At 70.0% G+C, this 25,253-nt stretch carries 19 protein-coding genes; 14 read left to right on the top strand and 5 right to left on the bottom strand.

Translation table 11 applies throughout. The features are described from left to right. The first annotated feature begins 20 nt into the window (after positions 1–20). Together OHN19_RS10920 and OHN19_RS10915 are read left to right on the top strand one after the other, a co-directional pair. Positions 21–869, top strand: coding sequence for a GNAT family N-acetyltransferase (locus OHN19_RS10920; RefSeq protein ID WP_330264010.1), 849 nt, complete (start codon positions 21–23; stop codon positions 867–869). A 310-nt stretch (positions 870–1,179) separates the two neighbouring features. Further along, positions 1,180–3,207, top strand: a complete 2,028-nt coding sequence (locus OHN19_RS10915) for an ATP-dependent DNA helicase (protein ID WP_330264009.1) — start codon at positions 1,180–1,182, stop codon at positions 3,205–3,207. 141 nt (positions 3,208–3,348) lie between these two features. Here OHN19_RS10915 and lexA read toward each other — a convergent pair whose 3' ends face one another. Then, entirely contained in the window at positions 3,349–4,128 is a 780-nt protein-coding gene (gene lexA, locus OHN19_RS10910) for a transcriptional repressor LexA (protein WP_057613273.1), read from the bottom strand. A 561-nt stretch (positions 4,129–4,689) separates the two neighbouring features. On the opposite strand from lexA, the gene nrdR reads away from it, so the two are divergent. From nrdR to OHN19_RS10895, 3 genes are all read left to right on the top strand, one after another. Then, entirely contained in the window at positions 4,690–5,268 is a 579-nt protein-coding gene (gene nrdR, locus OHN19_RS10905; RefSeq protein WP_330264008.1) for a transcriptional regulator NrdR, read from the top strand. A gap of 161 nt (positions 5,269–5,429) precedes the next feature. Next, the gene (locus OHN19_RS10900) at positions 5,430–8,330 is read left to right on the top strand and encodes a vitamin B12-dependent ribonucleotide reductase (protein WP_330264007.1); all 2,901 of its coding nucleotides are present in this window, start codon (positions 5,430–5,432) and stop codon (positions 8,328–8,330) included. A gap of 143 nt (positions 8,331–8,473) precedes the next feature. Next, on the top strand, positions 8,474–9,181 hold the full coding sequence (locus OHN19_RS10895) for a DUF6215 domain-containing protein (RefSeq protein WP_330264006.1): 708 nt from the start codon (positions 8,474–8,476) through the stop codon (positions 9,179–9,181). 4 nt (positions 9,182–9,185) lie between these two features. On the opposite strand, the gene OHN19_RS10890 is transcribed toward OHN19_RS10895, so the two are convergent. Next, positions 9,186–9,710, bottom strand: a complete 525-nt coding sequence (locus OHN19_RS10890) for a TerD family protein (protein ID WP_330264005.1) — start codon at positions 9,708–9,710, stop codon at positions 9,186–9,188. 148 nt (positions 9,711–9,858) lie between these two features. Here OHN19_RS10890 and OHN19_RS10885 point away from each other — a divergent pair, with 148 nt between their 5' ends. The 3 genes from OHN19_RS10885 to OHN19_RS10875 all read left to right on the top strand — a co-directional run bounded on the left by OHN19_RS10885 (position 9,859) and on the right by OHN19_RS10875 (position 12,161). Beyond that, positions 9,859–10,464, top strand: coding sequence for a YdbC family protein (locus OHN19_RS10885; protein WP_330264004.1), 606 nt, complete (start codon positions 9,859–9,861; stop codon positions 10,462–10,464). Between the two features lie 119 nt (positions 10,465–10,583). Further along, the gene (locus OHN19_RS10880) at positions 10,584–11,243 is read left to right on the top strand and encodes a histidine phosphatase family protein (protein WP_330264003.1); all 660 of its coding nucleotides are present in this window, start codon (positions 10,584–10,586) and stop codon (positions 11,241–11,243) included. A 12-nt stretch (positions 11,244–11,255) separates the two neighbouring features. Beyond that, the gene (locus OHN19_RS10875; RefSeq protein WP_330264002.1) at positions 11,256–12,161 is read left to right on the top strand and encodes an ADP-ribosylglycohydrolase family protein; all 906 of its coding nucleotides are present in this window, start codon (positions 11,256–11,258) and stop codon (positions 12,159–12,161) included. A gap of 272 nt (positions 12,162–12,433) precedes the next feature. Here the strand turns inward: OHN19_RS10875 and OHN19_RS10870 are convergent, their stop codons facing one another. After that, positions 12,434–13,981 (bottom strand): MFS transporter, encoded by a 1,548-nt coding sequence (locus tag OHN19_RS10870; protein WP_330264001.1) that lies wholly within the window; start codon positions 13,979–13,981, stop codon positions 12,434–12,436. A gap of 187 nt (positions 13,982–14,168) precedes the next feature. Here OHN19_RS10870 and OHN19_RS10865 point away from each other — a divergent pair, with 187 nt between their 5' ends. The 3 genes from OHN19_RS10865 (at position 14,169) to OHN19_RS10855 (ending at position 16,312) form a co-directional block, all read left to right on the top strand. Beyond that, positions 14,169–14,792 (top strand): TetR/AcrR family transcriptional regulator, encoded by a 624-nt coding sequence (locus OHN19_RS10865; RefSeq protein ID WP_330264000.1) that lies wholly within the window; start codon positions 14,169–14,171, stop codon positions 14,790–14,792. A gap of 81 nt (positions 14,793–14,873) precedes the next feature. Then, positions 14,874–15,575 (top strand): ribonuclease HII, encoded by a 702-nt coding sequence (locus tag OHN19_RS10860; RefSeq protein ID WP_330263999.1) that lies wholly within the window; start codon positions 14,874–14,876, stop codon positions 15,573–15,575. 68 nt (positions 15,576–15,643) lie between these two features. Continuing rightward, complete coding sequence (locus OHN19_RS10855; RefSeq protein WP_330263998.1) at positions 15,644–16,312, top strand: hypothetical protein; 669 nt, start codon at positions 15,644–15,646, stop codon at positions 16,310–16,312. 229 nt (positions 16,313–16,541) lie between these two features. Here OHN19_RS10855 and OHN19_RS10850 read toward each other — a convergent pair whose 3' ends face one another. Beyond that, positions 16,542–17,174 carry a hypothetical protein gene (locus tag OHN19_RS10850; RefSeq protein ID WP_330263997.1) on the bottom strand — a complete coding sequence of 211 codons (633 nt, stop codon included), beginning with the start codon at positions 17,172–17,174 and terminating at the stop codon, positions 16,542–16,544. Between the two features lie 291 nt (positions 17,175–17,465). Continuing rightward, positions 17,466–19,637 (bottom strand): RecQ family ATP-dependent DNA helicase, encoded by a 2,172-nt coding sequence (locus OHN19_RS10845; RefSeq protein ID WP_330263996.1) that lies wholly within the window; start codon positions 19,635–19,637, stop codon positions 17,466–17,468. Between the two features lie 184 nt (positions 19,638–19,821). Between OHN19_RS10845 and OHN19_RS10840 the strand changes: the two genes are divergently transcribed. From OHN19_RS10840 to OHN19_RS10830, 3 genes are all read left to right on the top strand, one after another. Further along, complete coding sequence (locus OHN19_RS10840; protein ID WP_330263995.1) at positions 19,822–21,792, top strand: DUF4192 domain-containing protein; 1,971 nt, start codon at positions 19,822–19,824, stop codon at positions 21,790–21,792. A gap of 644 nt (positions 21,793–22,436) precedes the next feature. Then, a complete protein-coding gene (locus OHN19_RS10835; protein WP_419249575.1) occupies positions 22,437–24,353 on the top strand; it encodes a glycogen debranching N-terminal domain-containing protein in 1,917 nt (638 codons plus the stop codon). 131 nt (positions 24,354–24,484) lie between these two features. Continuing rightward, positions 24,485–25,243, top strand: coding sequence for an NUDIX hydrolase (locus OHN19_RS10830; RefSeq protein ID WP_123763513.1), 759 nt, complete (start codon positions 24,485–24,487; stop codon positions 25,241–25,243). Positions 25,244–25,253: the final 10 nt, after the last annotated feature.

Genomic DNA, 25,253 nt, shown 5'->3' with positions numbered 1-25,253 from the left:
CACCTTCTGAGAGGCCCGCCGTGTCAGCCACCGACGCCCACGCCGACGCCGGTTCCCTTCCCTCCGCCCCCAACGAGACCGACGCCGATGCAGACGCTGGCAACCGTCCCCACGGCAGCGAGGGCAGTGCCACGCCGGCCACCGACCGGGGCACCGACACCGAGGACACGCTGGACCTGCGCCTACCCGCAGAACTCCTCGCGCTCCTCGAAACGGAAGGAACCGGCGCAGGCGGATGCCGACTCCCGAGTTGCGGCGGCAGCGTTACACCGCCCGCAGAACTCACCCCCACCCGCGACGACCTGCTCGACCACATCGCCGACTGGGGACCGGTCACCACCCCGGCAGGCGTGTTCCAACTGGTGCCCGTGCGAGTCGAGCGGGACCTCCCCCTTGTCTGCCGCTGGATGAACGACCCCGCCGTCACCGCGTTCTGGGAGCTGGCCGGGCCCCAGAACGTGACGGAGGACCATCTGCAGTCCCAGCTCACCGGCGACGGACGCAGCGTGCCCTGCCTCGGAGTGCTGGAGGGCGCACCGATGAGCTACTGGGAGATCTACCGGGCGGACCTCGATCCGCTGGCCCGCCACTATCCGGCCAGGCCCCACGACACCGGTATCCACCTCCTCATCGGCGCCGTTCCCGACCGCGGGCGCGGTCTCGGCAGCACGCTCCTCCGCGCCGTCGCCGATCTCGCGCTCGACAAGCGACCTGCCTGTGCCCGCGTCGTCGCGGAACCCGACCTTCGCAACATCCCGTCCGTCACCGCCTTCCTGAGCGCAGGCTTCCGCTTCTCCGCAGAGATCGCCCTGCCCGCCAAGCGGGCGGCACTCATGGTCCGAGACCGGTCCCTGCGCGATCTGCTGTAGCAGCACGTCACCGCGCAATCACTTTTGGTACACCGCTCGCGCCCAGCCGGTTCCCACCCGTCACGCAAAGTTTTTACGAGGGCCCCGCGCCTCGCAGACCACGCCGGTCAGACGGGCTCCCCGGTCACTTTCGGCCGTCGATGGACGGATCCCGACCCGCTTGCGTCAGACCCGGTCTCGTACGAACCGAGTCGAGCCCGATCCGATACCGACCGGGCTACTGCTCCGAGGCGTTCCCGGTCCTGATCCCGCCCCTGGTCCCCGCCTTGATCACCCCAATGTCAGTGCCGGGCCGTAGGGTGGTCGCGCTATGACGAAGCCCTCACTCCCCGAACTCCTGCATGCTGCCGTCACTGCCGTCGGCGGTACGGAGCGCCCCGGCCAGGTGACCATGGCCGAATCCGTCAGGGACGCGATCGACGACAGCTCCCACCTGCTGGTGCAGGCCGGCACCGGCACCGGAAAGTCGCTGGGCTATCTCGTGCCCGCGCTCGCGCACGGGGAGCGGGTCGTCGTAGCGACGGCCACCCTGGCCCTCCAGAGACAGCTCGTCGAGCGTGACCTGCCGCGCACGGTCGAGGCTCTGCATCCGCTGCTGCGCCGGCGCCCGGAGTTCGCCATGCTCAAGGGCCGGTCGAACTACCTGTGTCTGCACCGGCTGCACGAGGGCGTGCCGCAGGACGAGGAGGAGGGCCTCTTCGACCAGTTCGAGGCCGCGGCGCCCACCAGCAAGCTGGGCCAGGACCTCCTGCGGCTGCGGGACTGGTCCCAGGACACCGAGACCGGTGACCGCGACGACCTCACACCCGGCGTCTCCGACCGGGCCTGGGCGCAGATCTCCGTGTCCTCCCGCGAGTGCCTGGGAGCCACCAAGTGCGCTTATGGGGCAGAGTGCTTCGCCGAGATGGCCCGAGAGCGCGCCAAGCTGGCCGAGGTCGTCGTCACCAACCACGCGCTGCTCGCCATCGACGCCATCGAAGGTGCTCCGGTCCTCCCGCAGCACGAGGTGCTGATCGTCGACGAGGCTCACGAGCTGGTCTCCCGGGTCACCGGCGTCGCCACCGGCGAGCTCACCCCGGGCCAGGTCAACCGCGCGGTACGCCGCGCCGCGAAGCTGGTCAGCGAGAAGGCGGCCGACCAGCTCCAGACCGCCGCCGAGGGCTTCGAGCGGCTGATGGAGCTCGCTCTGCCCGGCCGCCTCGAAGAGATCCCGGAGGACCTCGGCTACGCGCTCATGGCCCTGCGCGACGCCGCGCGTACGGTCATCTCCGCGATCGGCGCGACCCGCGACAAGTCGGTCCAGGACGAGGACGCGGTCCGCAAGCAGGCGCTCGCCTCGGTGGAGTCGGTTCACGACGTGGCGGAGCGGATCACGAACGGCTCGGAGTGGGACGTCGTCTGGTACGAGCGGCACGACCGCTTCGGTGCCTCTCTGCGTGTCGCCCCCATGTCGGTGTCGGGCCTGCTGAGGGAGAAGCTGTTCGCGGACCGCTCCGTGATCCTCACCTCGGCGACCCTGAAGCTGGGCGGCGACTTCAACGGCGTGGGAGCATCTCTCGGACTCGCCCCGGAGGGCACCGAAGGCGATGACCTGCCGAAGTGGAAGGGCGTGGACGTGGGTTCACCCTTCGACTACCCCAGGCAGGGCATCCTGTACGTCGCCAAGCACCTTTCGCGCCCCGCGCGTGACGGCGATCGCGTGGACATGCTCGACGAGCTGACCGAGCTCATCCAGGCCGCAGGCGGCCGCACCCTGGGACTCTTCTCGTCCATGAGGGCGGCCCAGCTGGCCGCCGAGGAACTGCGTTCCCGTATCCCGGAGTTCCCGATCCTCCTCCAGGGCGAGGAGACCCTCGGCGAACTGATCAAGAACTTCGCGGCCGACCCGAAGACCTGCCTCTTCGGCACACTGTCGCTGTGGCAGGGCGTAGACGTCCCCGGCCCCAGCTGTCAGCTGGTCGTCATGGACAAGATCCCGTTCCCGCGTCCCGACGACCCTTTGATGAGCGCCCGCCAGAAGGCGGTCGAGGAGGCGGGTGGCAACGGCTTCATGGCCGTCGCGGCCACCCACGCCGCGCTGCTCATGGCCCAGGGCGCCGGCCGCCTCGTCCGCGCTTCGGGGGACCGCGGCGTCGTAGCCGTACTGGATCAGAGACTGGCCACCGCGCGGTACGGCAGCTATCTGAAGGCGTCACTGCCTGACTTCTGGTACACCACGGACCGTAATCAGGTCCGGAAGTCGCTGGCGGCGATCGACGCCGCCGCGAAGGCGGTGGAGGCGGCGGCCGAGGTCGAGAAGGCGCAGGCGGACGCCGAGGAGGTGCAGGCCGGAGCCTGATGGACGTGAGGTGGCTGTCCCCGCGACAGGGACAGCCACCCCAATGCGAACCGTCCGTCCCCGGGGCCGGACGGTGCAGGGCCCCGGAACCGGCGCAGGGGTTCCGGGGCCCGGTCGAATCGGCGAGGCCTGCCGCGGTGCTCAGACGCGCCGCAGTACTGCCACCACCTTGCCGAGAATGGTCGCGTCGTCGCCGGGGATCGGCTCGTACGCGGAGTTGTGGGGGAGAAGCCAGACGTGGCCGTCCTCGCGCTTGAAGCGCTTGACGGTGGCCTCGCCTTCGAGCATCGCGGCCACGATGTCGCCGTTCTCGGCGACGGGCTGGCGGCGGACGGTGACCCAGTCGCCGTCGCAGATCGCGGCCTCGATCATCGAGTCACCGACGACCTTGAGGACGAACAGTTCACCGTCACCGACGAGCTGGCGCGGGAGGGGGAACACGTCCTCGACGGATTCCTCGGCGAGGATCGGGCCACCGGCGGCGATCCGGCCCACCAGCGGGACGTACGACGCGGCCGGCTTGCCCGCGGTGTCCGTGGGCTGCACCGAGGCGCCCTGGTCGGAGCCCCGCACCTCGTACGCGCGCGGGCGGTGCGGGTCGCGGCGCAGGAAGCCCTTGCGCTCCAGTGCCATCAACTGATGGGCGACGGACGAGGTGCTGGACAGGCCCACCGCCTGGCCGATCTCCCGCATGGACGGCGGGTAGCCGCGCCGCTGGACGGAGTCCCTGATGACCTCGATCACTCGGCGCTGCCGGTCGGTGAGTCCCGAGCTGTCGGCCCTGATGCCTGGAGGTCGGCCCGGCAGGGAGCGCTTGTGTCCCTCGGGATTCACGGCTTCGTTCATCGCATGCACCGGCTCGAGTCGGCCCTGGGAACGGTCCTGGGCAGTGATGGTGGCACTGTCTGCGGTCGTGGTCACGTCGGCCCCTCTCGATGGTCTCCCTGCTGGACAACGGTAGTTGCTTTCGAAAGGTTGCGCCAAACACACGTTCGAGTGAAAAATCGCGGATTGCCTGACGCGATCAAGTGTCTGGGTGTATGGCTAACGCGCCGACCGCCGACCAAAAGGGCCCATTGCTGTACTCTTCACCGCCGGTGGCGACCTCGCGGTTTGTTGGGCCAGTCTGCCACCCGGCGACCCGTCAGCCGGGTAACGGCTTCCATCTGTGCGGGAATCCCACGTCCCCTCCTTGTGGCGCCCACGGTATCTCCGCATGCGCCGCAGCGATACGGCTGTGCGTCGTGTTCGCCGGGAGCCGGGGCGGTCGTACGGCACTTGTCCATACGGACGCGACACGCGCGTACGGCGTGTTTGTAGTGCCGATCCCTACATGTAGTGCTTGGATTGCTACAGCAGCCCAGAAGTTGTGGTCCCCCGGGTCTCCACGCCCGCCGCGATCCCCTATGCTTGGGGCTGCTTCGAGGGGCCCATGGGGCTCAGCGAGGCTATTGAGTCTGCTGTGAGGAGGGTTGGGAGTTCATGCACTGCCCCTTCTGCAGGCACCCCGACAGCCGCGTCGTCGACAGTCGTACGACCGACGACGGCACGTCGATCCGCAGGCGCCGCCAGTGTCCGGACTGCTCCCGTCGTTTCACGACCGTGGAGACGTGCTCGCTGATGGTGGTCAAGCGGTCCGGAGTCACCGAGCCTTTCAGTCGTACCAAGGTCATCAACGGTGTGCGCAAGGCATGCCAGGGACGGCCTGTCACCGAGGACGCGCTCGCCCAGCTCGGCCAACGGGTCGAGGAGGCGGTGCGGGCCACCGGGAGCGCCGAGCTGACCACCCACGACGTGGGGCTGGCCATACTCGGCCCGTTGCAGGAGCTCGATCTCGTCGCGTATCTGCGATTCGCCTCCGTCTACCGGGCGTTCGACTCGCTCGAGGACTTCGAGGCCGCGATCGCGGAACTGAGGGAAGACACGGGACGCCCCGCCGCGGACGACGAGGACCGCGGAGAGGCTGAGGACGGCGACGAGGCCGTCGTGGGGAGCCAGGAAGACGATCGCGGGCCCGGGGGGACTGCTCAGGTCCCCGAGCCCGCCCGCGCCGCCGACTGATCGGCGGGCCGGACCGGGCCAGGACCCCGGGACGGCCGGACGGCGGCGAACGAGACCTGTTGCGGGCGGTAGCGAGTGGGCGCCCGCAACACCAGACAGAACACCGTGTCACGGGAACAACGTGGCACTTCAGGGCGTTTTAGCCCGTACAGGGAGGCGGCATGACAGAGACGGCGAGCGGTCCGGCACGGAGTTCCCGCGCCAAGGGCACCAAGGCGGCTGCGAACAAGGGCCTGCGCATCGAGCGCATCCACACCACCCCCGGCGTGCACCCGTACGACGAGGTGGAATGGGCGCATCGTGACGTCGTCATGACCAACTGGCGCGACGGCTCGGTCAACTTCGAGCAGCGTGGCGTCGAGTTTCCCGACTTCTGGTCGGTGAACGCGGTCAACATCGTCACCAGCAAGTACTTCCGCGGTGCTGTCGGCACCCCCCAGCGCGAGGTGAGCCTCAAGCAGCTCATCGACCGCATCGTGAAGACGTACCGGAAGGCCGGCGAGGACTACAAGTACTTCGCCTCGCCCGCCGACGCGGAGATCTTCGAGCACGAACTGGCGTACGCCCTCCTGCACCAGATCTTCAGCTTCAACAGCCCTGTGTGGTTCAACGTCGGTACGCCCCAGCCGCAGCAGGTCTCGGCCTGCTTCATCCTGGCCGTCGACGACTCCATGGAGTCGATCCTCGACTGGTACAAGGAAGAGGGCATGATCTTCAAGGGCGGCTCCGGTGCCGGCCTGAACCTCTCCCGCATCCGCTCGTCCAAGGAACTGCTGTCGTCGGGCGGCAACGCCTCCGGTCCCGTCTCCTTCATGCGCGGTGCCGACGCCTCCGCAGGAACGATCAAGTCGGGTGGCGCCACGCGCCGCGCCGCCAAGATGGTTATCCTCGACGTCGACCACCCCGACATCGAGGACTTCATCGAGACCAAGGTGAAGGAAGAGGAGAAGATCCGCGCCCTGCGCGACGCGGGCTTCGACATGGACCTGGGTGGCGACGACATCACGTCCGTCCAGTACCAGAACGCCAACAACTCGGTCCGCGTGAACGACACGTTCATGAAGGCTGTCGAGACGGGCGGCAAGTTCGGGCTGACCTCCCGCATGACCGGCGAGGTCATCGAAGAGGTCGACGCCAAGGCCCTGTTCCGCAAGATGGCCGAGGCCGCGTGGGCCTGTGCCGACCCGGGCATCCAGTACGACGACACCATCAACCACTGGCACACGTGCCCGGAGTCCGGCCGTATCAACGGCTCGAACCCCTGCAGCGAGTACATGCACCTGGACAACACGTCCTGCAACCTCGCCTCGCTGAACCTGATGAAGTTCCTGAAGGACGACGGCAAGGGCAACCAGTCCTTCGAGGTCGAGCGCTTCGCCAAGGTCGTCGAGCTGGTCATCACCGCGATGGACATCTCCATCTGCTTCGCGGACTTCCCGACGCAGAAGATCGGTGAGAACACGCGCGCGTTCCGCCAGCTCGGCATCGGCTACGCCAACCTCGGCGCCCTGCTGATGGCGACCGGCCACGCCTACGACTCCGACGGCGGCCGTGCCCTCGCCGGCTCCATCACCTCCCTGATGACCGGCACCTCGTACCGGCGCTCCGCCGAACTCGCCGCGGTCGTCGGCCCGTACGACGGCTACGCCCGCAACGCGCAGCCGCACCTGCGGGTCATGAAGCAGCACGCCGACGAGAACACCAAGGCCGTCCGCATGGACGACCTGGACACGCCGATCTGGGCCGCCGCCACGGAGGCCTGGCAGGACGTGCTGCGTCTCGGTGAGAAGAACGGTTTCCGTAACTCCCAGGCGTCCGTCATCGCCCCGACCGGCACCATCGGTCTCGCGATGTCCTGCGACACCACCGGTCTCGAGCCCGACCTCGCGCTGGTCAAGTTCAAGAAGCTGGTCGGCGGCGGCTCGATGCAGATCGTCAACGGCACGGTCCCCCAGGCCCTGCGCCGCCTGGGCTACCAGGAGGAGCAGATCGAGGCGATCGTCGCCCACATCGCCGAGAACGGCAATGTCGTCGACGCCCCCGGCCTCAAGCACGAGCACTACGAGGTGTTCGACTGCGCCATGGGCGAGCGCTCCATCTCCGCGATGGGCCACGTCCGCATGATGGCGGCGATCCAGCCGTGGATCTCCGGTGCGCTCTCCAAGACGGTCAACATGCCGGAGTCGGCGACCGTCGAGGAGGTCGAGGAGATCTACTTCGAGGCCTGGAAGATGGGCGTCAAGGCGCTCGCCATCTACCGCGACAACTGCAAGGTCGGCCAGCCCCTCTCCGCGAAGACCAAGGAGAAGGAGAAGGCCGAGGTCACCGAGAAGGCCGAGGCGACCATCCGCGAGACGGTCGAGAAGGTCATCGAGTACCGCCCGGTCCGCAAGCGCCTCCCGAAGGGCCGTCCCGGCATCACCACGTCCTTCACCGTCGGCGGCGCCGAGGGTTACATGACCGCCAACTCCTACCCGGACGACGGTCTCGGCGAGGTCTTCCTGAAGATGTCGAAGCAGGGTTCGACCCTCGCGGGCATGATGGACGCCTTCTCCATCGCGGTCTCCGTCGGCCTCCAGTACGGCGTGCCGCTGGAGACGTACGTCTCGAAGTTCACCAACATGCGCTTCGAGCCGGCCGGTATGACGGACGACCCGGACGTGCGGATGGCGCAGTCGATCGTCGACTACATCTTCCGCCGCCTGGCGCTGGACTTCCTGCCCTTCGAGACGCGCTCCGCGCTCGGCATCCACTCCGCCGAGGAGCGTCAGCGCCATCTGGAGACCGGCTCCTACGAGCCGACCGAGGACGAGGTCGACGTCGAGGGGCTGGCCCAGTCGGCGCCGCGTGCCCAGGAGCTGAAGGCGGTCGCCACGCCCAAGGCGGCGGTCGAGGCGGCCAAGCCGGCCCCGAAGCAGGCCCACACCAGCGCCGAGCTGGTGGAGATGCAGCTGGGCATCCAGGCCGACGCCCCGCTCTGCTTCTCCTGCGGTACGAAGATGCAGCGGGCCGGTTCCTGCTACATCTGCGAGGGGTGCGGCTCGACCAGCGGTTGCAGCTGACGCTGAACTAGCCGCATAGGGCGGTGCGGTCGGGAAACCGACCGCACCGCCCTTGGTCTTTTCCGTTTCTCCACAAGAGGATCACGCGCTAGGCTCCCTCCGCGCACGACCGGCGCGAACAGCAGGGTGGGGACACGGGGGACATGAGCGAGCAGCAGATCGTCGATGCCGTAAAGAGCGCCGAGAGACCCGAGAAGGGCATGAACGAATGGGGTCAGGCCCTCTTTGCCCTGGTACTGGTCGGGGGTCTCGCCGCCCTTTTGTTGTCAGGGACCTTTCAGCAGAAGTCCAGTGACCCCGAGCCGGCCGCGTGCGACGCGACGGATGACACCAGGCCTTCGAAGCCCGTCTCCGGGATGCAGCTGTGCACGGCGCTGAACCGCGCGGACCTGCCGACGCTGCTCGGCACCCCGACCGAGTACGCGATGACCGCCAGCGGCAAGGAGATCATGAGCAAGTGGGCCGACGGCGAAAGGACCGTCTCCCCCGAGGCGGAGATCCAGCTGGCCACCTACTCCGTCAAGCTCTCCACGTCCGACGACGACATCCCGGTGGCCGAGATGGCTGGCTTCCTGGGCAGCTCGGTGCAGAACAGGACCATAGGCGGGCACCCGGCGGTCCTCTACTCGGACCGGACCATCTCCCTGAAGTTCAACCTCGGCGGCGGCAAGGTGGACACCGGTCCCGGTGGCATCGCCCGAAGTCTGCTGGTCGCCAAGGACTCCAAGGACGGCGGCGGCTTCTACGAGGTCACCATATGGCGCCAGGACGACGTCGTCCCCGATGACTTCGCCTTGCTCCGGATCGCCGAGACGGTGCTGCCGACGGTCCCCGGCTGGACCGCCGGCTGACGCGTCACTTGCGGCCCATGCTCCGGGTGAAGGTGGCGGGGTCGTCCTCGAAGCCCCTGATCCCGGGGTGGAAGTCCCAGGTGCCGGATTCCTGGCGGACGAACTCGGCGATGGTCGCCGCCGTCGCACCGAGGACGCTGCCGAAGTCGTCCTCGGCCAGGACCGTGTAGCCCTCCCGTATGCGTAGGGCCGGGTTGGCCACACCGACGAAGGTGCGGTGCGCGGAGCGCTGCTGGATGACGGTGCCGACCACCACACGCGTGTACCGCGCGTCGAGCCGGTCGAGCTCCAGGGTCATCACCTCGTCCCAGCCGAAGCCCTTGCCGTCCTTGCTGTCCCGGTTGAGGTAGATGGTGCCGTCGGGGGAGCGACTGTCGAAGTGCACCACATAGGCGGGATCTCCGTACGGGGCGTCCGCCACATAGGTCGCGGCAACGATGTCCAGGTCGGTGGCCGGCTGCCCAGCGGGACTCGGATCCCACTTGAGAGCGACTTCGACCTTGCGGATCCCCTTGTTGATGGCGCTCACCAGGCGTCCCCTTCCCCCTGTGTCCACGGCCCGAACTGCCGGTCAGGCAAGACCGGTTGTCCATCCTGCCATGCGGGTCCGACACTTGGGGTCCCGCTCTCCCGCCGAGCGTGACCGACGCCACGCCCACTGGCCTTACGATGGCGCGGTGCTGGTCAAGTGGATTCGCTGCACCGTGGTGGACCGCCGCGGCTTCGAGCGGGGGCAGCGAAAGTGGGCGGGGCTACTGGGAGAGCCGGGGTTTCGGGGACAGGGCGGAGGCTGGAGCCGGGGGCGGCAGGGTGTGGCGCACATCTTCTCCTTCTGGGAGAGCCGTTCCTTCTACGACTCCTTCATGGCGCGTTCCCATGACCGGCTCGCGGCGGCCCAGTCAGGCACGTTCAAGGACATCCAGGTCAAGCTGTTCGACCACCGCTTCGACGTGAAGACTGGCTTCGAGCCCCGCTTCACCGACGCCGACCTGGTGCGGTTCGCCCACTGCCGTGTCCACGAGGAACGCGCGGAACACTTCACCCTGATGCAGGAGAAGGTCTGGAACCCGGCGATGGCCGGCTCACCCGGCATGATCCGCGGACTGTTCGGCGAGGCTCCCGGGCACGAGTTCCTGGTGCTCTCCATGTGGCGATCGGCCGCCGAACACGGCAAGTACCGCACCGAACGGGTGGAGCGCCTCGCCCTGCGCGCCCAGACCGAGGCCGACGTGGCCGCCCTCACGGGAGACATCGTGGACCTCGAGCCTGCCTGGACAGTTTGAGATCCGGACCCGGTACAGGTGCGCCCATATGTGACTCCTGGTGCGGAAACTGTGTGACCTACGCCGTATGGAGCCCGTACGAGTCCTCGATACGGGCCGACTCGATCTAGGGTCTTGGCATGGCACGACCACGGCGCATCGTCCTTGTCCGGCACGGGGAGTCAACGGGCAATGTTGATGACACCGTGTATGAACGCGAGCCCGACCATGCCCTGGCCCTGACGGAGCAGGGCTGGCGGCAGGCGGAGGAGACGGGCAAACGGCTGCGCGAGGTCTTCGGCCGCGAACGCGTCAGTGTGTACGTCTCCCCGTACCGACGCACCCACGAGACGCTCCGCGCCTTCCACCTGGACCCCGAGCTCATACGGGTGCGCGAGGAGCCCCGGCTGCGGGAGCAGGACTGGGGGAACTGGCAGGACCGGGACGACGTACGTCTTCAGAAGGCCTATCGGGACGCCTACGGGCACTTCTTCTACCGGTTCGCGCAGGGGGAGTCCGGGGCCGACGTGTACGACCGGGTCGGCGGCTTCCTGGAGAGCCTGTTCCGCAGCTTCGAGGCGCCCGACCATCCACCGAACGTCCTGATCGTGACCCACGGCCTGGCCATGCGGCTGTTCTGCATGCGCTGGTTCCACTGGACGGTCGCGGAATTCGAGTCGCTGTCGAACCCGGGGAACGCCGAGATGCGGATGCTCGTTCTCGGGGACGACGGCAAGTACGTGATGGACAGGCCGTTCGATCGTTGGCGAGATCCGGAACCGTACGGGATCTCCGACTAGAGTGGCCGACCGATGACCGCTGAATTCTCACCCGCCGGGCGCCTGGACCGCGCCCTGGCCAGTCTGCGTGGTCTGGCCGTGGGAGACGCCCTGGGCTCGCAGTTCTTCGTCCCGGTGAACTACCCCCTGCTGAAGAACCGAGAGCTGCCGCCGGGCCACTGGCAGTGGACGGACGACACCGAGATGGCCTGCTCGGTGGTGTCCGTGCTGGGCACGCACCACCGCATCGACCAGGACGCCCTGGCCCACTCCTTCGCCCATCACCACGACTTCGACCGCGGGTACGGCCCCGCCGTCAACCGTCTGCTGCGGCTGGTCCGTGAGGGCGGTGACTGGCGTGAGCTCGCCGCGGCCCTCTTCAACGGCCAGGGCTCGTGGGGCAATGGGGCCGCGATGCGTATCCCGCCTCTCGGCGCCTACTACGCGGACGACCCGGAGCAGGCGACCCACCAGGCGGAGATCTCCGCCTATCCCACGCACCAGCACCGTGAGGCCGTCGTCGGCGCCATGGCGGTGGCCGCGGCAGCCGCCCTGGCCGCGGATCCCAGCGGCCCGCCGAGCCCCGGGGCGCTCCTCGACGGTGTCATCGCGCTCGTCCCGAAGAGTGCCGTCGGCGCGGGGCTGCGCAGGGCCCGGGACATGCTCGACTACGGCGACGCCTCCACCGTGGCTGCGGTCCTGGGCTGCGGCCGCCGTACGACGGCTCATGACACCGTGCCGTTCGCCCTCTGGTCTGCCGCCCGCTCCCTCGGCGACTACGAAGAGGCGTTCTGGACGACCGCCCAGGTCGGCGGTGACGTGGACACGACCTGCGCCATCGTGGGCGGGGTAATCGCCGCCGGGAAGGCCGGGGCGCCGCCCGCCGAGTGGCTGGAGCGGACCGAGGCCTTTCCGGAGTGGATGCGGGTGCCTGGGTAGCAACCCCGCGATCACCGCGCCGGAACTCTCCGTGCATGTCGGGAACTCTGCGTGACCGTCGGCTCGTTGTCGTGGCAGTTGCCGTGCGACGGATGGGCCGGTGCACGCGGAAGGCCGGCATGGGGGGTGTGGTGGTGAAGTGGTTGCCGGTGCTCGGGACGTTCGCCGTGCGGTGGGTTGTACTCCGTGCGCGGATGGCCGGGCCGTCGTCCTCGCCGTCGGTCCCCAGGATCGGGCCCGGCCGTCCGCTGTTCGGTGTGAGTCCGTCCGGGTCAGCCGAGGCCCGGACCCGCCGTGCCGGCGAGCGCCTCCAGGTCGCTCTTGCGGACCTTGATCACCAGCCAGGCACTGACCAGGGCGAGCACGGCCATCGCCGCGGCCGCGACGAAGCCCGTGGAGATGCCCTGGGCGAGCACCTCGTGCCCCCAGGGAGCGGGCAGCTGGTGCGTCTTGGCGAACTCCGCCTTCTGCTCCGCGGAACCGTCGGCCATGAAGTTCGGCAACTGCTTCTCCGCCTCGTCCTTGCTGGCGGACCCGAACACCGTCGTCAGGATGGACAGCCCGAGCGAACCGCCCACCTGCTGCATGGCGTTGAGCAGCCCGGAAGCCGCGCCGGCCTCGTGCTGGGCGACACCGGAGACCGCTGTGATCGTCAGTGTCACGAAGTTCAGGCCCATGCCGAAGCCGAAGACCAGCATCGGGCCCAGCACTCCGCCGGCGTAGGAGCTGTCGGAGCTGATGAGCGCCTGCCAGGCGAGACCGGCCACCGCGAGCGCCGACCCGGTGAGCATGAACGGCTTGGGGCCGAACACCGGCAGGAACCGCTGCGACAGACCCGCGCCCAGAGCGATCACGACGGTCACCGGCAGGAACGCGAGTCCGGCCTCGATCGGGGTGTAGTCCAGTACGTTCTGGACGAAGAGCACGATGTAGAAGAACATCCCGAACATCGCCGCGGCCAGGCTCAGCATGATCACGTACGTGCCCGCGCGGTTGCGGTCGGCGAACATCCGCAGCGGGGTGATCGGCTCCTTCGCCCGCGACTCGATGTACGCGAAGGCGAGCAGGAGCACCACGGCGACGCCGAAGGAGCCGATGGTCAGGCTGTCCCGCCAGCCCTCGTCGGCGGCACGGATGAAGCCGTAGACGAGCAGGGCCATGCCTCCGGTGGAGGTCAGGGCCCCCGCGATGTCGAAGCGACCGCTGTGCCGCTCGGACTCGCTGATGTAGAGCGGGGTGAGTACCGCGATCAGTACGCCGATCGGCGCGTTGACGAAGAGCACCCACCGCCAGTCGAGCCACTCGGTGAGCATGCCTCCCGCCAGCAGGCCTATCGCGCCGCCGCCCGCGGAGACGGCGGCGAAGACACCGAAGGCCCGGTTCCGCTCGGGCCCTTCGGGGAAGGTCGTGGTGATCAGCGCCAGCGAAGTGGGCGACGCGATCGCGCCACCCACGCCCTGCAGGACGCGTGCGGCCAGCAGCTGCCAGGGTTCCTGGGCGAGTCCGCCGAGCAGCGAGGCGAAGGTGAACAGCAGGATGCCGGTCATGAAGACCCGGCGGCGCCCGAGGATGTCACCTGCCCGGCCGCCCAGGAGCAGCAGGCCGCCGAAGGTGAGCGTGTAGGCGCTGACCACCCATGTGAGGTCGGTGGTACTGAACTTGAGCGCGTCTTGAATGTGCGGCAGCGCGATGTTCACAATCGTCGCGTCGAGTACCACCATGAGTTGGCAGGCCGCGATGACGGTGAGCGCGATGCCGGGACGCCCTTCCCGGCGGGCCGCACCTGGTTTCTGATCTTTGATCAACTGAGAGGCTGTCACTATGGGTCCCCCACAAGCGCGTTAGTGAACGGTGGCGTTCACTGTCGCGCCAACGGTAGTGAGTCCCCAGTAGTGAACGCAAGCGTTCACTTAAGTTTGCCGGTGCGTGGCGTATCCCCCTATGTCGCCGCGCAGCGCCCCCGTCCTCCCCGGAATTCCCGCTTCCCTGTTCGCTGGAGACACTCAGATGGTTACCTCGCGCTGGACGGCCGCCTCCGCTCAGACGGCCTCCCTCCGTCGGCGCGGCGCCGTGCTGGAGCGTGCAATCCTCGACGCCGCCCTGGAGCAGCTCAGTACGGTCGGCTGGAACGGCCTCACGATGGAAGGCGTCGCCGCCGGAGCCCAGACGGGCAAGGCCGCGGTCTATCGCCGTTGGCCCTCCAAGGAGGACCTCGTCGCGGACGCCCTTCGGGCCGGACTGCCGCGCTTCGAGGAGGTGCCGGATCTCGGTGGTGTGCGCGAGGATCTGCTCGAACTGTGCCGACTGGCGCGCGAGGCGATGTACTCGCGCCCCGGCTTCGCGCTGCGGGCGGTCATTCACGAATGCGATCAGACTCAGGCCGAGCGCTTCCACACGGTCATCTTCAACGGTGTCGTGGAGCCGAGCGTCAAGCTGCTGCGAGAGATTGTCACGCGTGGAATTGAGCGGGGAGAGGTGCGCCCTGACGCGGCGAACGACTACGTCTTCGATGCCATTCCGGCCATGATGATGTACCGCTCCAAGATGCGCGGAAGCGAATGGGGCGACGAGGATCTCGAAGAGATGATCGACCAGTTCGTCCTGCCTCTGCTGCGGCCGACCGGTCCCTGACCGGTGATCGCGGGTGTCCTGTCACTCATCGGAGAACCGGGGTGTCGCAGGGTGATCCGAGCGGCGTAGGCTAAGGGCGCCATGCCGTACGAACCGCCTACTCACACCGTCGAGCGCTCCCTCCGCGCCACGACCGGAGCGAAGATCATTGCCGGTGTCGACGAGGTCGGGCGAGGTGCCTGGGCCGGCCCTGTCACCGTCTGCGCGGCCGTCACCGGACTGCGCCGACCGCCCCAAGGCCTCACCGACTCCAAGCTGCTCAGCGTCAAACGCCGTACCGCACTCGCCGAGGAACTGCGGACCTGGGTGACGTCGTACGCCCTGGGGCACGCGAGTCACGAAGAGATCGACGACCTGGGGATGACGGCCGCCCTGCGCATCGCCGCCGTGCGCGCCCTGGAGGCCCTTCCGGTCCGTCCCGACGCGGTGATCCTCGACGGGAAGCATGATTACCTCGGCACGCCCTGGAAGGTCCGCACCGTCATCAAGGGCGACCAGTCCTGTGTGGCGGTCGCGGCGGCCTCGGTGATCGCCAAGGTTCAGCGCGACAAAATGATGGCCGAACTGGGTATCGACCATGCAGACTTCGACTTCGCGGCCAACGCCGGGTATCCCTCACCCGTGCACAAGGCCGCACTGGAGGTTCGGGGCCCCACCCCGTACCACCGGTTGTCGTGGGCGTATCTTGATGCGCTGCCTCAGTGGCAGCACCTCAAGAAGGCCCGCAGCTGGGCGAGCGGAAGCGCTCCGGAGATCGAGGGTCAGCTCGGCTTCGATTTCTGACGATTCCGCTCGCACTGATGTGCCACCCGCTGACGCGAGCCGCACCAACGTTTGATAAACATCAGCCCATGCCTCTCATTCCCGAGGAGCCTCAGATTCACGAGAGTGCCCAGGGTCCCCGCGCCACTCCGGCCAGCAGCCGCACCGCGCCGACCCCTCGTCCCGTACCCGGCCCCCGCCCCGTGGCTCCGCCGCGTCCCGGTCGTCCCGGCCCTCTTCGGCCCGCGCCGCCGGTGCAGCGCACGCCGCACGACGTGGCCGTGGCCAAGCCCGGACTGCCGGGCCCCGCTGCCCCTGCCGCCAGTGCCCCGGCTCCGGCCGCCACGGCTCCGGCTCCGGCTTCGACGACTCCGCAGATCCAGCTCATCCCGGCCTCGGCCGCCGGTGCGCTCGACGCTGCCGAGGAGGCCGTCGATCTGCTGCTGGAGTCGGGCCGTGCTCCCGGTGAGGTGCTGGTGATCACCACCGGCGAACACCATCCGTGGGCCGCCCACGAACTGTCTTTCGGTGAAGCCGCTTACTGGGCGCAGCACGACGCCGGCGACGACGTGTTCTACGCGGACGCCACCGCTGCCGCGCGTGCCGCGTCGCGTCCCGTGGTCGTGGTCGCCGTCAACGGCGGATCAGCCGCCGCTGCCGCCGAGGCCCTGCCGCTGGCCCACGCCCGGGCCCGTGCCCTGCTGATCGTCTGCGGCGACCCGCAGCAGATCAACTCGGTACTGGGCGCAGGCGTCTGAGCCGTTCCGGTACGTCCGGCGCGCCGGGGGGTGACCGATGGTGCCGCTTGCGCGGCACCTGCACGGCGGTCGGTTTGGCATGCTCGCGTCCGTGTGTGGCCTGCCTGCTCTTGGCGGGCCTGCGGTGAGCCCCGCGCGGGCCGCACGTCGACGACGTACGGCCGCAGTGACGGTGCCGGAGCCGCTCGCGGCCCCCGCGGAAGCCGCGGTGTTCAGCGCGCCGCAGTCCTCAGCGGGCCGCGGCGCGGCGCAGGACCTCTGAGGCGACGCCGCCGGTGCGCGGCAGCAGAGGCGGCGACTCGGACGTGGCGAAGGGCTCCGGCGCGGAATCCGCGTTCGGGCGCCGCCCGCCGCGGCCCTCGCCGAGGACCTGCCAACCGTCGCGCGTCAGCGTGATGTACGCCCCGCAGCGCAGTCCGTGCAGGGTGCAGGCGTCACGCAGTCCCCACATCCACGCGCCGTCCTCCTCCGTCCAACGCGCGTCGCCCTCGCGGCAGTAGAGCAGCACGGCGGTGCGCACGGGAGTGCGGCGCCGCAGGTCGTGCGGGATCACCCGACGCAGCTGCGAGAGCAGCGTGTTCCGGAACATCCAGCCATCGGCCGGTGCCGGGCGGCGTGTGAACGAGGCGCTCGCCAGCAGCCGTTCGTCCGGATCGAGGACCGCCACGATCGCGGTCGCCGGCTTGGGCTGGTGCCGGGAGTGCAGCCCGCTGACAACCTCGCGCGGACTGCGCAGCAGCGGGATACCGGCCTCGGCCCACTCCGCGGGTTCGAGCAGACGGGCCAGAGGGTTGGCGGATGCGGCGGACAGGTCGGTTGACGACGTGGACGCCGCGGAGGACGGAGCGAATCCGAAGGTCACGGTCCTCCCTTCGGCTACGCGCCCATACGGGGGCGGGGTCGGATTCGGGGGAGCGCGCACCGCAGCAGAGCCCTACCGGTCCACGGACGAGCCGTGCGGGGAGCGGACCTCAATTCTTCCTGTCGAACTTGGTTGCGGCAACGAGCAATTGGGCCCACCGACCCGAATCGGATGGTTGGTGGCTTATATCCCTACCCCGTGTTTTGCCGGGCGACGCCTGGGGCCGCCGAGCCCGGCTCTTCGAGGCCCCAACCGGCACGTGCGCGTGGACCTTTGCCGACTCCAGCGCCCTCAGCCGCGTACTGCCAGCACCAGGGGCAACACCCCCTGTGCGCCGGACCGCAACAGCAATCGGGCGGCCACGGCAAGCGTCCATCCGCTCTCGGTCATGTCGTCGACGAGCAGCACGGGACCGCTTGCCGCCTCAAGCGCCTCCCGCAGGGACGGGGGCACGACGAGCGCACCGTGCAGTGCCCGTAGACGCTGAGCGCTGTTGGAGCGGGGCACGGAAAGGTCGTCGGAGTGCTCCGTGTATTCGAGGGAGCCCAGGAGCGGGATGCGGCCGACGGTGGAGATCCGGCTCCCCAGCGACTGGACCAGCTGAGGCCTGCTGCGCGAGGGCAGGGTGACGACACCGATGGGGCGGGTGGGGGCGTCCGGGGCGCCGGAGGCCCAGCCGTCAGGCCCCTTGGCCCAGTCGGCCAGCACGGTCACGACGGCGTGCGCCACATCGTCGGGAACGGGCGCGTCCGGGGTCTGGGGCGCGAGCAGCGGACGCAGCCGGTTGCCCCAGCCGATGTCCGACAGCCGCCCGAGGGCCCGGCCCGGGGAGGCCTGTTCGCCGGGTGGAATACGGCCCTTGAGGTCGACACCGATGGCCGGCAGCCCTGTGGGCCACATCCGGCGCGGCTCCACCACGACACCGGCCCGGGCGAGGGAGCCGCCTGCCGTGTCCAGGGCGGCCGGGGAGATGTCGGCGGTGAAGCGGGGGCCCGCGCAGTTGTCGCAGCGGCCGCAGGGAGCCGCCTCCTCGTCGTCCAGCTGTCGCCGTAGGAACTCCATACGGCACTGCGCGGTCGTGGCGTAGTCGCGCATGGCCTGTTGCTCGGCGGCACGTTGCTTGGCGACCCACTCGTAGCGCTCGGTGTCGTACGACCAGGGTGTTCCGGTGGCGACCCAGCCACCCTTGACCCGGTGGACGGCGCCGTCCACGTCGAGCACCTTGAGCATGATCTCCAGGCGGGTGCGGTTGAGCTCGACCAGAGGTTCGAGCGCGGGCAGCGACAACGGCCGGTCCGCCCGGGACAAGGCGTCGAGGGTGCGCCGTACGGCTTCCTCGGGCGGGAACGCGACGGAGGCGAAGTAGGACCAGATCGCCTCGTCCTCGCGGCCGGGCAGGAGCAGCACCTCGGCGTGTTCCACACCGCGTCCGGCGCGGCCCACCTGCTGGTAGTAGGCGATGGGGGAGGAGGGCGAGCCTACGTGGACCACGAAGCCGAGGTCCGGTTTGTCGAATCCCATGCCCAGCGCGGAGGTGGCGACCAGCGCCTTGACCTTGTTCGCGAGCAGGGCCTCCTCGGCCTGCTGGCGTTCGGCGTTCTCCGTCTTTCCCGTGTACGAGGCCACGGTGTGACCGCACTCGCGCAGGAAGGCGGTGATCTCCTCGGCCGCGGCGACCGTGAGCGTGTAGATGATTCCGGAGCCCGGCAGGTCGTCCAGGTGGTCGGCGAGCCAGGCCAGCCGGTGGGCCGCGTCGGGGAGTTGGAGCACGGCGAGACTGAGGCTCTCGCGGTCGAGCGGGCCGCGCAGCACCAGCGCGTCCGAGCCGCTGCCCGTGCCGAGCTGCTCCGCCACGTCGGCGGTGACCCGGGCGTTGGCGGTGGCCGTGGTGGCGAGCACCGGCACGCCGGGCGGAAGGTCGGTGAGCATGGTGCGCAGCCGGCGGTAGTCGGGGCGGAAATCGTGGCCCCAGTCGGAGATGCAGTGCGCCTCGTCGACGACGAGAAGGCCGGTGGTGGCGGACAGTTCCGGCAGGACGTTGTCGCGGAAGTCGGGGTTGTTGAGCCGCTCAGGGCTGACCAGCAGCACGTCCACCGTGCCCGCGGCGACCTCGGCGCGGATGGTCTCCCACTCCTCGGGGTTGGAGGAGTTGATGGTCCGGGCGTGGATGCCGGCTCGGGCGGCGGCGTCGACCTGGTTGCGCATGAGCGCGAGCAGCGGGGAGACGATCACGGTCGGTCCGGCGCCGTGCTCCCGCAGCAGGGCCGTCGCCACGAAGTACACCGCGGACTTGCCCCACCCCGTGCGCTGCACGACCAGGGCGCGGCGCTTGTCGGCGACCAGTGCCTCGATGGCTCGCCACTGGTCCTCGCGCAACCGCGCCGATCCGGTGCTGTCCCCGACGAGCCGGGCGAGGATCCCGTCAGCAGCCTCGCGCAACTCGGCCTTGCTCGTGTGCGTCATGCATCCCATACAACAGGACGCCTCGGACAGTCGGGCATCTCGGCGGGCGGCCTGTGGACGACGGCCCCGTTTGTCGCCTGCGGAATGCCGATCTGTGCACAGCGGATCTGATGGTTGTCGTGGCCCTGATCGGACTTATCCACAGGGTCAAGCGGAGCTTCGAAATCCGCGAGATCGTCTGCGCATGACGAATCACAGCGAAACGACTGGATCGGCCGCAAACGGTGAAAACGGTGGGCCGGGCGGCAGCGGACGAAGCGGCGGTGGGTGGGATCAGCATGGACAGGACGGCGGTGGGTGGGACGGCGATGGACGCGACGGTGGCGGCCGGGACAGTAATCGACGTGACGGCGGCGACCGGGGCAGTGGTCGACGTGACGGCGGCGGCCGGGACGCTGGCCGTTCGGGGATCGGTGAGCGCGTCGGATTCGACGCGCACGGAGCCGAGCACCAGGTCACCCTGCGGACCCCGGGCGAACTGGCCGACGCCCTGCCGTACCTCCTCGGATACCGGCCCGAGGACAGCATCGTGCTGGTCGCCCTGCACGACCAGGGCGGACGGGGCCGGTTCGGAGGGCGAGCGCGGCTCGGGATTCCCGCGAACAAGGATGACTGGGCGGCCGTGGCCCGGCAGTTGGCCCACGGGCTGATCACCGGCAGCGAGCGCAGGGGAGCCCGCCCTGAGCAGATGGTCGCCTACCTCTGTCAGGAACCGGGAGCCGGAGAGACCGGACGGCAGGTCACGGAGCGGCTGGCACCGCTCGCCGCCCTGCTGCGCACGGAATGCGGCCGGCTCGACGTACCCGTGATCGAGGCGTTGTGCATCTCGGGCGGCCGTTACTGGTCGTACTGCTGCCCGAGCGAGGAATGCTGCCCCGTGGAGGGACTCCCGATGGGACTGCCCGGCACCTCCGTGCTCGCCGCCGCGGCGACGTACGCCGGGCTGCAAGTGCGCGGCACTCTGCGCGAGCTGCGGGCCAGGTTGCAGCCCTGGGAGACCGCTGCCGCCCTGGAGCAGGAAGTGGCTCTGGACACCGCAGGCATGGCGCTGGTCCCCAGGATGCTCGACCTGACCAGCCGAGCGGACGTGGCGGAGGAGACGCTCCGCCTGGCACGGCGCACCATGACACGCTTCGCCGAAGCTCCACCCGTGTCCGGCACTCTCCAGGCGGACCTGCGCGACGACGAACTGCTGGGCCACGACGAGGCAGCGGAACTCATCCTCGGCCTTCAGGACCGCACGACCCGGGACCGCGCGGCCGAGTGGATGGAGACGGAGGAGGCCGGGCCGGCCCTGCGGCTGTGGCGTGCGCTGGCCCGCCGGTGTGTCGGCCCCTACGGTGAACACGCGGCGGCGCCGCTCACGCTGGCCGGGTGGGTCGCGTGGTCCGGTGGCGACGAGATCGAGGCCAGGGAGGCGCTGGCCATGGCGCTCGGTGCTGATCCCAGTTACCTCTTCGCGCGGCTCCTGCACCAGGCGTGCAACGAGGGCCTGGACCCGGAGTCGATCCGTCGTTGTCTGCGCGCGGAACGTCAGGGACGTGAGACGCGAGCCCGGTCGGCGGCCTGTCAGTCCGACGACCAGCAGACGGCGGAGGGCCCGCCACTGCCGAAGACGGCTGACTCCGACGGCCGTCCGCCGCTCGGTTCCGACCGGGTTCTTCCGACGCATCTGTCTGGTGCCCGCAGCTCCTTGACGCCTCCGTCGGGCGCCCCTGGGACCCTTCCGCTCCCGTCGGACGTCTCCGAGAACCTTCCGGCCGTCTCCGGTACCCCCGAGCCCGTTCCGGCATCCCCACCCGCCGCGGCCTCCCGCCGACGCAAGCGGACACGTAACGGCACTCCTGTCGACACCCGGCCGCACCTCGCTAAGGCGGAAGGGCGACCGTCCGGTGCCGAAGATTCACGCCCGCCCTCCCGCGCGGTCGGCGGTACGCGTCCCGGTGCGGTTCGCCGACGTGCCACGGGCAAGGGCGACGCGTGCCGATCCGAAGGCACCCGGGCCGGAGGCGGTGCCACTAAGGGCACTCGGGCCGGAAGCGGACGCATCGACGTCACTCGGCCCGCAGGCGGTGTCACCGAGGGCACTCCGCTTGCAGGCGGCGCCACCAAGGGCACTCCGCCCGGAGGCGGTGCCACAGAGGGGGAGGAATGAGTGATCGCTGGAAAGGTGTCGGACGCGGGCTGTCCCGTCTGTGCCGTCGGGTGGCACTCCTCGGCCGCCGCCATTCGGTCGGCATGACCGCCCACGGGCGTGACCCAGGACAGCCCCGCCCCGTTCACCTGAGTGGCGGAAAGCCCGACCGGGCCGTGCCGTCGCCTCGCCCTTGTCCGTCAGGAGCCCCGAACCGGGGGCCGCACCCGCCCGAGCCGCGCAGAGCGCAGAGGAAGCGACCCTTGCATCAGCCGACTCCGCCCTCCACTCACGAATCCCGATCCGCCCTCGCTGTGCCGAGGACCGTATGGGTAGGAAGCGCCGACCCGCCGCCGCGAGCCACGGACACCGGTACGCCCGAGCCGAGGTTCCCGGGCGGCACCCAGCGCACCTCGGTGACTGCCGAGCACCGGTCGCCTGATCGGTGGGGGAGCACACCCTCGGCGTCATGGGATCGTGAGTCGCCTCCACCGGCAGGGTCCGCACGACGTCCCTCGACACCGGCGGGGCAGAGTCGGACTCCGTCGCCGGCCGGGAGTCATGTCTCCCGCCCTCCGGCACCTGCACCGTCCGGCCCGCCACCGTCGGGCGGGCCCTCCGTTCCCCGAGGACCCGCCGACCTTCCCCCCGCACACTCGGCCATCATCTGCGTGGCGCTTCCAGGCCTGGCGATCTCCACCGATCAAGGGCAGTTGACCGGCCAGGGGCTGGAGGGGTTCTACCGTGCGGGCCGACGGGTGCTCTCCCGGTGCCAGGTCCGGGTCGCCGGCCGTGGGCCACTCGCGGTCCAGGCACGGACGACCGGGGCGGATCGCGCACGCTTCGTTGCCACCGTCCGCGTCTCACCGGGCCCGGGCCCGGACCCCGATGTCGTCGTCGAACGCACACGCCACGCCGACGGGACGGAACGCATCACGCTGCACAGTGCGGTCCCCCGCCCGCTGCGGCTGCCCGTGGAGGTGGCCCTCGGCACGGATCTGGCGGACCTGGGCGAGATCGCGTCGGGCCGCGCGGGACCCGAACTGCCCGCGAGCGTCCACGACTCCGGCCTGCGCTGGTCCAGCGCGGTCGGCGGGGCCTCGGTCACAGCCGACCCGCCACCCAGCGAAGCGCTGGCGTCGGCAGGCCTGTTGCGCTGGGAAATCCAACTGCCCCCGGGCGGCACGGCCGTTCTGGAGCTGCGCGCACGCCTCGACGGGGCAGGTCCCCTCCGGGCCGTGGGCCGTGCGTCGACCAGTCCCTTGGCTTCCGTGCGGGCGACCGGAGACCACCCCGCGGTCCAGCCTCTGCTGCACACGAGCATCGACGACCTCCGGTCCTTGCTGCTGCGCGACCCGGCGCACCCCACCGACACCCACCTCGCGGCCGGAGCCCCCTGGCGCTGCGGACTGGCCCCGGCCGACGCGCTCGCCGCGGCACGCATGGCCCTGCCGCTCGGCACCCGGCTCGCCGCCGGGACGCTCCGCACCCTCGCCCGCACCCAACACCGAGGGGAGACGACACAGTCCGGGATGATCTTCGGCCCGCGGCGGGACGCGGGACCGCACCTGCCGGCCGGCTGTACCGGCACCGAGGCCACCCTGCTCTTCCCCGCCCTGCTCGCGGAAGCCTTCCGGTGGGGGCTCTCGCGGCAGGAGACGGAGGATCTGCTCCCGGCGGCCGAGCGCTGTCTGGGCTGGCTGCGAAAGACCGTGGGGGAGGGGACGTATCTCTGCGACCCGCAACCCGGTGGCCCAGCCCGCTGCGAGACACAGGCCCACGCCCATCGCGCCGCCGTCCTCGGTGCTGAGCTGCTCGACGCTTTCGACCGACCCGGTGGGGCCGCACTGCGGCAGTGGGCCCATGAACTGCGAACGGCCTTCCGCGCGGACTTCTGGGTCGAGGACCGTGGCGGTGGCCGCCCGGCGGCGGCCCGTGCCCCGGACGGCCGCCTCGTGCCGCACCTCGGAGCCACAGCCGTCCATCTCCTGGACACCGGCCTGCTCGGCGGGGGCGAACAGGCACCCGGACTCCTCGACAGAGTGCAGACCGAGCAGCTCGCCCGGCTGCTCGGTGGCCCGGCCATGGATTCGGGCTGGGGCCTGCGCGGCCTGGGCACGAAGGAGGCGGGACACAACCCGTTCGGCCATCGCACCGGAGCCGTACGCGTCCACGAGACGGCCGTCGCCGTCGCGGGGCTGGCCGCCGCCGGGTACGAGAAGGAGGCCGGCTCGCTCCTGCGGGGGCTGCTCGCGGCGGCCGAGGCCTTCGGGTACCGGCTCCCCGAGATGTTCGCCGGGGAACAGCGCGCAGAGGGGAGCGCGCCCCTTCCCCATCCGGCCGCCTGCCGTCCCGCCGCCACGGCAGCGGCAGCGGGAGTGCTGTTGCTGCGTGCCCTCGCGGGAATCCGTCCCGACGCCCCGGCGGGGACGGTCACCCTGCGCCCCGTGCGCAGCGCCCCTCTCGGAGAGATCGGACTGACCGGACTGAAGGTTGCGGGCGCCCCGTTCGCGGTCCGGGTCAGCAGACTCGGGCTCACGATGGTCGAGGAGGCTGCCGAAGGACTGCAACTGAGGTCGTGACCTCGAACGACAGGACATCCGGCCGTAACCTGGAACAAGGGGTGGTAGCTGTCCAGGGCCACTGTGGATCAACCATCGATGCGACGGGCGAAGGGAGTGTTTATCGTCAGGCAGACGACTATGATCGCCGCATGCCCTACGACCCGTCAGCCTTTCCACCCTTCGCCGTCACCGTGGACCTGGTCGTACTGACCGTGCGTCGCCACGCCCTGTGCGCGCTCGCGGTGCGCAGGGGCGAGCCGCCGTTCCAGGGACGCTGGGCACTGCCGGGCGGCTTCGTACGGGCCGACGAGGATCTGGCGCAGGCGGCAGCCCGCGAGCTGGCCGAGGAGACCGGACTGCGCGCCCATGACCCGGCCGTCCCCGTCCAGGACAACGGGGCACATCTGGAGCAGCTGGCGACCTACGGCGACCCCAAGCGTGATCCCCGGATGCGCGTGGTGAGTGTGGCCCACCTGGCTCTCGCTCCGGATCTGCCCGCTCCCCGGGCGGGCGGTGACGCCAGCAACGCGCGCTGGGCCCCCGTCGAGGAGCTGTTGCAGCAGGGCGGCTACGGTCGCGACGGAGAAGCGGTCGCACCGCTCGCCTTCGACCACGCGCAGATTCTGTCGGACGGGGTGGAGCGCGCCCGCTCGAAGATCGAGTACTCGTCGCTTGCCACCGCGTTCTGCCCGCCCGAGTTCACCGTCGGTGAGCTGCGTCGTGTCTACGAGGCGGTGTGGGGGGTGGCCCTCGACCCACGCAACTTCCACCGCAAGGTCACCGGCACGCCGGGCTTCCTGGTCCCCACCGGAGGGACGACCACGCGGCAGGGCGGCCGTCCCGCTCAGCTCTTCCGGGCCGGCGGAGCCACTCTGCTCAACCCTCCGATGCTGCGCCCCGAAGTGTGAAGCCGTCGAA

Origin of the sequence: Streptomyces griseorubiginosus (assembly GCF_036345115.1) — a bacterium.
Taxonomy (GTDB): domain Bacteria; phylum Actinomycetota; class Actinomycetes; order Streptomycetales; family Streptomycetaceae; genus Streptomyces; species Streptomyces griseorubiginosus_C.
This window is presented reverse-complemented; position numbering and strand designations above follow the sequence as displayed.

Bases quoted from the DNA above. Each gene is read 5' to 3' on its own strand.
- OHN19_RS10915 (WP_330264009.1), top strand. From the start codon at position 1,180: ATGACGAAGCCCTCACTCCCCGAACTCCTGCATGCTGCCGTCACTGCC.
- nrdR (WP_330264008.1), top strand. From the start codon at position 4,690: ATGCACTGCCCCTTCTGCAGGCACCCCGACAGCCGCGTCGTCGACAGT.
- OHN19_RS10900 (WP_330264007.1), top strand. From the start codon at position 5,430: ATGACAGAGACGGCGAGCGGTCCGGCACGGAGTTCCCGCGCCAAGGGC.
- OHN19_RS10895 (WP_330264006.1), top strand. From the start codon at position 8,474: ATGAGCGAGCAGCAGATCGTCGATGCCGTAAAGAGCGCCGAGAGACCC.
- OHN19_RS10880 (WP_330264003.1), top strand. From the start codon at position 10,584: ATGGCACGACCACGGCGCATCGTCCTTGTCCGGCACGGGGAGTCAACG.
- OHN19_RS10875 (WP_330264002.1), top strand. From the start codon at position 11,256: ATGACCGCTGAATTCTCACCCGCCGGGCGCCTGGACCGCGCCCTGGCC.
- OHN19_RS10865 (WP_330264000.1), top strand. From the start codon at position 14,169: ATGGTTACCTCGCGCTGGACGGCCGCCTCCGCTCAGACGGCCTCCCTC.
- OHN19_RS10860 (WP_330263999.1), top strand. From the start codon at position 14,874: ATGCCGTACGAACCGCCTACTCACACCGTCGAGCGCTCCCTCCGCGCC.
- OHN19_RS10855 (WP_330263998.1), top strand. From the start codon at position 15,644: ATGCCTCTCATTCCCGAGGAGCCTCAGATTCACGAGAGTGCCCAGGGT.
- OHN19_RS10845 (WP_330263996.1), bottom strand. From the start codon at position 19,637: ATGACGCACACGAGCAAGGCCGAGTTGCGCGAGGCTGCTGACGGGATC.
- OHN19_RS10840 (WP_330263995.1), top strand. From the start codon at position 19,822: ATGACGAATCACAGCGAAACGACTGGATCGGCCGCAAACGGTGAAAAC.
- OHN19_RS10830 (WP_123763513.1), top strand. From the start codon at position 24,485: ATGCCCTACGACCCGTCAGCCTTTCCACCCTTCGCCGTCACCGTGGAC.